The following is a 7,555-nucleotide window of genomic DNA, read 5'->3' on the forward strand; positions in this document are numbered from 1 at the left end:
CTCCACAGGAGTTACCTGATGCCCCGCGAACGAGCCTTGAAGGCGGCCTTCCTCGCCGCTTTCGCCGCCATGTCGTCGGGCAGCGTCTGGCCGAGCAGTTCGAGCACCGCGACCAGATCGGGGTGCTCCACCCGCCACAGATCCTCGATCACCTCGGGCGGCGGTCCTGACGCGCCCATGTTCTCGGCGAAACGCTCCGGGTCGGCCTCGGCGGCCGGCAGGGCCAGCGCGAGCATGTCCACGGTGAACCACAACATCTCGTCCTCGGTCAGCGGCGGCGCGTCCAGGCCGCGGGAGGACAGCCAGTGGATCGCATGCGGGCGCAGCTCCGGGTCGGAGAGACGGTCGCGGACGGAGGGTTCGGCGGCGTGGCCGAGCCGGTCCACGATCGTCACCGCGACGCCGCGCACCTGGGCGGGCGCGCCGGCGACGGCGGCCAGGAGCTCGGCGGCGGCGTCGGCGGGGCTGCGGGCCGACAGCCAGCGGTCCACGTCCCTTTCGGTGACATCGTCGGGAGACCAGTCGTTCAGGAGCCCGGTGATCAAGGATTCGGCGTCCCCGGCGGCCAGGTCGGCGGATACCGGGGCGTCCAGGCCGAGCTCGTCATACATCTCGCGCAGGCCCCACTGCCCGTGCTCGGTGAGCGTGAGGCCGCCGGGGGTCAGCCGCACGGTGCCCGCGTAGGACAGGGCCGCCAGAGCGGCGGGCAGGTCCTCCACCAGGCCGCCGTCGCCGACCTCGCGCAGGTAGTCGCCGACCTGGTCGAACGGGACCGGCTCCTGCAGCCGGTAGAGCAGGTCGTGGAGGGAGTAGATGGCGTCGTCGACCAGGGTCTCGCCGGTGACTTCGCGGCCCTCCTCGCCGAGGAACTCGACGGTGCCGACCCACAGGTCCAGCACGTCCTCCTGGGCTCTGGCGTGCAGCGGGCGGAAGCCCGGCTCCTTGACGACGGCGGTGCCCGCCAGGTCGGCCAGGCCGAGTTCCAGGGCCAGCCGCCAGGCCAGCGCGGGCCTGGCCACGCCCAGCTCCTGGGTGATCAGCCGGGCGTCCTTGACCCGCAGCGCCTTGCGGACGGTGGTGGTGCGGTTCTGGTCGGCCAGCCAGGCGGCGACCGTGTGCGCGTCGCGGAGCAGCGGCACCTCGCGGACGGCGGCGGCGATCTCGGCGGCCGGGGCCAGCCGGACGGGCGGGAGGGGGGCGCAGCCGGGGCAGTCGCAGTCCTCGTCCAGGGTGGCCGTGTCCCTGACCGCCTCGGTGGTCGCGCCCTGCACGGGCAGCGGGTCGCCGAGTTCCAGGGAGTCGGCGCCGATGGCGCTGAAGATGCTCTTGGCCATGCCGAACTTGCTGGTGTCGGCCAGGGCGGCGGGCATCTCGGGGCCGATGCGGTCGAGGGTGGCGCGCATCCGGGCGGCCGCCTTGGTGGCGATCTCGCCGGTCTCGACCAGGAACTCGATCAGCGTCCTGGCGGCGGCCACGGTCTCGGGGGCGGTCTCCGGCGGGGCGATCACCTTGCGCGGGTAGATCTCCAGCAGGAGTTCCTCGAACGTGCCCGGCCGGAAGTCGCCGAGCTCGTGCACCTCCAGGTAGTCGCTGGCGTAGTCACACAGCAACCGCACTTCGTCGACGTCGACCTCGACGCCCTTCTCGTTGCCCCACACGCGGAGACCGTCGATGGCCCGGTTCACCCATTCGATCGACACAGGGAGACGCTAACGGGTTACTGACCGCATCGCGAATCGGCGCGAACCTCCTGTGCGGGGTGTGACGGGTGGGGTGCTCCGTGCTCCAGATCGGGTTCCTCCGTGCTTCGGATCAGGCTCCCCAGCGCTTCGGATCAGGTTCCTCCATGCTTCGGATCACGTTCCCCAGTGCTTCAGATCAGGTCCAAGGGGTCAATCTGGACCCGTACCAGGTCGGCCTTGCGTGCCGAGCGCACGCCCTCGGCGCCCTTGAGCACCCGGGCGAGCTCGGCGCCGCCCGCGCGGGGGACGCGGATCATGGCACGTTCCTGCTCAGCCTCGACCGGGACCGGGCCGAGCACGCCGGCGCCCGCGGGCAGGGCCAGCGCGGCGAGCATCTCACGGACGGCCGCGGGCGCGCCGGTGAGCGTGGCCATCCGGGTGGCCGGGGGGAAGCCCAGCTCGGCGCGGTCGCCCAGTTCGCGCTCCGCGTGGGTGACCGGGTCCCAGCGCAGCAGGGCCTGGACGGCCGGGATCCCGGCGTCGGCCAGGACGACCACCTCGGCCCCTGGCCGTACCAGCGCGGCGGCGTTGAGCCAGCGGCGCAGGGTCTCCTCGGCGGAGCGCAGGTCGGGGCGGCCGAGCAGCGCCCAGCCGTCCAGCAGCACGGCCGCCGCGTAGCCGCCGTCGGGCACGGGCTCGGCGCCCGGGGTGGCCACCACCAGGGCGGGGGCGGAGCCGACCGTGGCCTGCACGCCGTCCCGGCCCGAGGTGGTCACCCGGACCGAGGCGAAGGCCCGGCCGAGCTCCTCGGCGGTGCGGCGGGAGCCGACCACGCTGGCCCGGACCCGGACGCCGCCGCAGGCCGGGCAGCGCCACTCCCCCGCGATCCGGCCGCACCAGCGGCAGTACGGCATCGCGTGCCCTCCGCGCAGCGCCAGCGGCCCCGAGCAGGGACCCGCCGGGGTGTCCGCCGGGGTGTCCGCCGGGCACCGGGCGGGCGCCCGGCAGTGCTGGCAGGCCAGCGACGGCAGGTAGCCGCGGCGCGGAACCTGGACGAGCACCGGACCGTGCTCGAGACCTTGCTTGAGCGCCCGCCAGGCCAGACTCGGCAGCCGGGCGGCGCGGGCGGCCTGGTCCCTGGCCAGCTCGGCGTCGTCGCCCGCCGGGCGCACCCGGGGCGCTCGCGCGCGCACGCCGTCCCGGTCGGCGACCAGGGGTTTGGCCCAGCCGGTGGCGATGAGCTGCGCGGCCTCGGCGGTCATCGCGTAACCCCCGATCAGCATGCCCGCCTCGGCCTGGTGCGCGCGCAGCGCGAGCACCTCCCTGGCGTGCGGGTACGGCGCGAGCCGCTCGGCGTGCAGATCGTCCCCGTCGTCCCAGAGCACGGCCAGGCCGAGGTCGCGCACCGGCGCGAACGCCACCGCCCGGGTGCCGATGACGGCGCGCGCCTGGCCGCGCAGCACCCGCAGCCAGCGCCGGTAGCGCTCCGCCGGGCCCAGGTCGGCGGTGAGGGCGACATGATCGCCCGTGGTCCCGTCGGAGGTGCCGCGTCCGCGCGCGAGCGATGCCCCGTTCTTGCCGTGCGAGACGCTCTTGCCGTGGGAGAGGTTCTTGCCGTGGGAGGCGCCGCGTTCGCGGGCCGCGCCGGTGAGCACGCGGTCGAGCAACGCCACATCCTTGCCGTCGGGCAGGACCACCAGCGCGCCACGCCCGCCCGCCAGCGTGGCCCGCACCGCCTCGGCCACGGCGGCGGGCCACGAGGGGCCCTCGTCGCCGGTGCCGGGCACCGCGCACCAGACGGCCCGGGGCGCGCGCCCATCCCGCAGCGCGGTGAGGAACGATTCGCCGATCGGGTAGGGCGCCCACGCCTTCCCGGCGGACGGCTCACCCGAATCGGCCCGGAGGCTGGAGGGCTCGCCCGAATCGAATCGCAGCTTGGAGGGCTCGCCCGAATCGACTCGCGGGCTGGGGAGCTCGTCTGCATTGGCTCGCGGGTTGGAGGCCTCGCCCGAATCGGCCTGGGGGTTGGGCCGCTCTGCCTCGACCTTGGCGTGGCGTGGCGGGATCGCGAGCCGCAGCACATCCGACATCGTCCCGGCGTAGCGGTCGGCGACCGCGCGGGCGAGGGCGGCGATCTCCGGAGTCAGCACCGGCTCGGGCGAGACCACCCGGTCGAGGAACAGCAACGTGCCCTCGTGCTCGCTTTCGGCGGCCCGCTCCAGCAGGAAGCCATCGGTGAGTTTCCCGGCGAAACGCACGCGCACCCGGCAGCCGGGCACCGCGTCCTCGTGCATCGCCGCGGGAACGAGGTAGTCGAACGGCCGATCCAGGTGCGGCAGCGGCGAATCCACCAGAATCCGGGCGACCGGATCCTGCTCTGCCTGGTCGGGCGCACCTTTCGCGGGAGCTTTGCGCGGGCCGGACAGCGCGATCAGCGCCTCCTGCGCGACCCCCCGGGGCTCAGTCACGCACCCGTCCTACCAGAACACGAGGACGGCGCCCAACTCGCGCCGGACACCGTCGTCTCATGTACGGAACGGAGTGACAAACCGGCGGCCTCCGGTGCCCAACTCGCGCCGGACACCGCCTGATCATGCATGGAACGGGACCACAAACCGGCGGCCTCCGGTGCCCGACCCGCGCCGGACACCGCCTGATCATGCATGGAACGGGACCACAAACCGGCGGCCTCCGGTGCCCAACTCGCACCGGACGCCGCCTGATCATGCATGGAAGGGGACTACGAACCGGCGGCCTCCGGCGCCTAACTCGGGCCGGACGCCGCCTGATCATGGACGGAACGGGATTACAGACCGGCGGCCTGGCGCAGGGCGTCGGCGCGGTCGGTCGACTCCCAGGAGACGCCCTCCCGGCCGAAGTGGCCGTACGCGGCGGTCTCGGAGTAGATCGGGCGGAGCAGGTCGAGGTCGCGGATGATCGCGGCGGGCCGGAGGTCGAAGACCTGGAGCACGGCGTCCTGGATCTTCTCCACGTCGACCTTCTCGGTGCCGAAGGTCTCCACGAAGACGCCGACCGGCTGGGCCTTGCCGATCGCGTACGCCACCTGGACCTCGGCGCGGTCGGCCAGGCCGGCGGCGACGATGTTCTTGGCCACCCAGCGCATCGCGTAGGCCGCGGAGCGGTCCACCTTGGACGGGTCCTTGCCGGAGAAGGCGCCGCCGCCGTGGCGGGCCATGCCGCCGTAGGTGTCCACGATAATCTTGCGTCCGGTCAGGCCGGCGTCGCCCATCGGGCCGCCGATCTCGAACCGGCCGGTCGGGTTGACCAGCAGGCGGTAACCCTCGACGTCCAGCTCCAGGTCGGCCAGGATCGGCTCGACCACGTGCTCGCGGATGTCCGGGGTCAGCATCTCCTTGAGGTCGATCTCCGGGGCGTGCTGGGTGGAGACCACGACCGTGTCGAGGCGGACCGGGCGGTCGCCGTCATACTCGATGGTGACCTGGGTCTTGCCGTCGGGGCGCAGGTAGGGCACGGTGCCGTTCTTGCGGACCTCGGACAGGCGCTTGGCCATCCGGTGGGCGAGCGTGATCGGCAGCGGCATCAGCTCGGGAGTCTCGCGGCAGGCGTAGCCGAACATCAGGCCCTGGTCGCCGGCGCCCTGGCGGTCCAGCTCGTCGGCCGTCTCGCCCTCGCGCGCCTCGTACGCGTCGTCGACGCCCTGGGCGATGTCGGGCGACTGCGCGCCGATGGACACCGAGACGCCACAGGAGGCGCCGTCGAAGCCCTTGTGCGAGGCGTCGTATCCGATTTCCAGGATCTTCTCGCGGATGACGCCGGGAATATCGACATACGTCTCGGTCGTCACCTCGCCCGCGACGTGAACCTGACCGGTAGTGATCATCGTCTCGACGGCGACGCGGCTCTTCGGATCGTCCTTGAGCATGGCGTCGAGAATCGCGTCACTGATCTGGTCGGCGATCTTGTCGGGGTGGCCCTCGGTTACCGACTCGGAGGTGAACAGGCGACGGGACAACTCGTGGCTCCTATATGCAGCGGCTGCTGGCGTCTAAAATAGCTTCGCCGAGTGTAGCCCTACCGAGCTTGGCGTCGCGAAACTGTCTCAAATCTACAAGTCAGGAAGGGGATCGCGCGGAAGATCTCCGGGCGCGAACGCTTCCGCGTCCGCCGCGCCGACAACCGCGACATATTCCTCGTCCACTTCGAACACCATCCCGCCGAACTCGATCGTGGGCCCGCCCGCGAATTCGATCGGTCCCAGTCGGGTACGGCGCGGGTGGACCGCCCACACCGACGCGGGCTCCGAGCGGTCGAACATCTTGGTCGCCAGGACGGTGATGGACCGGTCGGTGACGACGATCAGGAAGCCCGCCACGCCCGGGGCGCTCATCGACTGCGCCGGGAAGACGTAGCGGAGGTCTTCTCCGACTGGAAGCAAAGCCCGGCAGCGCGCTCGGATAGCGGCGGTCACCGGCATGGCTATCGCTCCTTCGCGTGCCCTCGTGCTTGTCGCTTGCCCGGGGTCGGCCTGGAAGCGCCTGGCGGCGGTGTCCGCCCTGGCGAATCCAGCGGTCGCACGGTGGCCGGTCCGGTGCCGGTGGGGCGTCCGGACTGGGGCCTAATCCCTGTTTGTCCCGGCGGGGCGGTCGTTACACCAGGCGTCCGGCTACCAGATCCCACACTATGCCCGCGAGATCCTCTTTTGGCCCACGCGGGATCTCAACCGGGTCACCGTCGGCGGCCAGGACGATGGCGGCGTTGTCCGGCGTGCCGAACGCCAGGTTCTCCCCCACCTGGTTGACGACCAGCAGGTCACAGCCCTTCCGGGCGAGCTTCGCCCGCCCGTTGGCGAGCACGTCGTCGGTCTCGGCCGCGAACCCGACGATCACTTCCGGGTACGGCCGGCCTTCTTCCCGCCGCTTCCTCCGGGTCTCCCCCAGCTCCGCAAGAATGTCCGGATTTTTCGTGAGATAGATGGGCTCTGGTTCGCCGGGCGTCTTCTTGATCTTCGTGGCCTGTTGCCGTACCGGCCGGAAATCGGCCACCGCCGCCGCCATCACGACCACATCCGCGCCCTCAGCGGCCGCCAGCACGGCTTCCCGCAACTGGATCGCCGACTCGACGCGGACCACCCGCGCTCCCGCCGGATCGGGCAGCCCCACGTTGGCCGCCACGAGCGTGACCTCGGCCCCCCGGGCCACCGCCGTCCGCGCCAGCGCGTATCCCTGCAACCCCGACGACCGGTTCCCGATGAACCGCACCGGATCGATGGCCTCCCTCGTCCCCCCCGCCGAGACCACCACCCGCCGCCCCACGAGATCCGCCGTAGACCCCTTCAACACATCCCGACAAACCCGAAATATCTCCTCAGGATCCGGCAACCGCCCCTTACCGGTATCCACCCCGGTCAACCGCCCCACAGCAGGCTCGACCACAATCGCCCCGCGCTCCCGCAAGGTCGCCACATTGGCCTGAGTCGCCGGATGCTCCCACATCTCGGTATGCATCGCCGGCGCGAAAACCACCGGACACCGAGCCGTCAGCAACGTATTCGTCAACAAATCATTGGCCAGCCCCTGCGCGGCCCGCGCCATCAAATCCGCCGTGGCCGGCGCCACCACCACAAGATCAGCACTCTTCCCGATCCGAACATGCGGCACCTCTTCCACCGCATCCCAGACCTCAGCACTGACCGCCTTCCCCGAAAGCGCCGCCCACGTCGCTTCCCCCACGAACTTCAAAGCATCCCGAGTCGGCACCACCCGCACGTCATGCCCTGACTCCGCAAAAAGCCGCAACAACTCACAAGCCTTGTACGCGGCGATCCCCCCACCAACCCCCAGAACGACACGAGGTTTCACCCCACCCACCCGCCCTTTGGGTCGCCCACACTC

General features: G+C 71.7%; 5 protein-coding genes. All 5 read right to left on the bottom strand.

Features of this window, described 5'->3' with window-relative positions:
- Nucleotides 1–11: 11 nt before the first annotated feature.
- A complete protein-coding gene (locus Aple_RS47985; RefSeq protein WP_155351471.1) occupies nt 12–1,700 on the bottom strand; it encodes a hypothetical protein in 1,689 nt (562 codons plus the stop codon).
- A 173-nt stretch (nt 1,701–1,873) separates the two neighbouring features.
- Nucleotides 1,874–4,150, bottom strand: a complete 2,277-nt coding sequence (locus Aple_RS47990; RefSeq protein WP_155351472.1) for a primosomal protein N' — start codon at nt 4,148–4,150, stop codon at nt 1,874–1,876.
- Nucleotides 4,151–4,488: 338 nt separating this feature from the next.
- Nucleotides 4,489–5,676, bottom strand: coding sequence for a methionine adenosyltransferase (gene metK, locus Aple_RS47995; RefSeq protein WP_155351473.1), 1,188 nt, complete (start codon nt 5,674–5,676; stop codon nt 4,489–4,491).
- 93 nt (nt 5,677–5,769) lie between these two features.
- Entirely contained in the window at nt 5,770–6,138 is a 369-nt protein-coding gene (locus Aple_RS48000) for a hypothetical protein (RefSeq protein ID WP_155351474.1), read from the bottom strand.
- A gap of 172 nt (nt 6,139–6,310) precedes the next feature.
- Nucleotides 6,311–7,531: a bifunctional phosphopantothenoylcysteine decarboxylase/phosphopantothenate--cysteine ligase CoaBC gene (gene coaBC / locus Aple_RS48005; RefSeq protein ID WP_155351475.1), complete on the bottom strand. Its 1,221-nt coding sequence runs from the start codon at nt 7,529–7,531 to the stop codon at nt 6,311–6,313.
- Nucleotides 7,532–7,555: the final 24 nt, after the last annotated feature.

The sequence above is a fragment of the Acrocarpospora pleiomorpha genome, assembly GCF_009687885.1.
Lineage (GTDB): Bacteria > Actinomycetota > Actinomycetes > Streptosporangiales > Streptosporangiaceae > Acrocarpospora > Acrocarpospora pleiomorpha.

Excerpts from the sequence above, each read along its gene's own strand:
- Aple_RS48000 (WP_155351474.1), bottom strand. The coding sequence starts at position 6,138 with ATGCCGGTGACCGCCGCTATCCGAGCGCGCTGCCGGGCTTTGCTTCCA.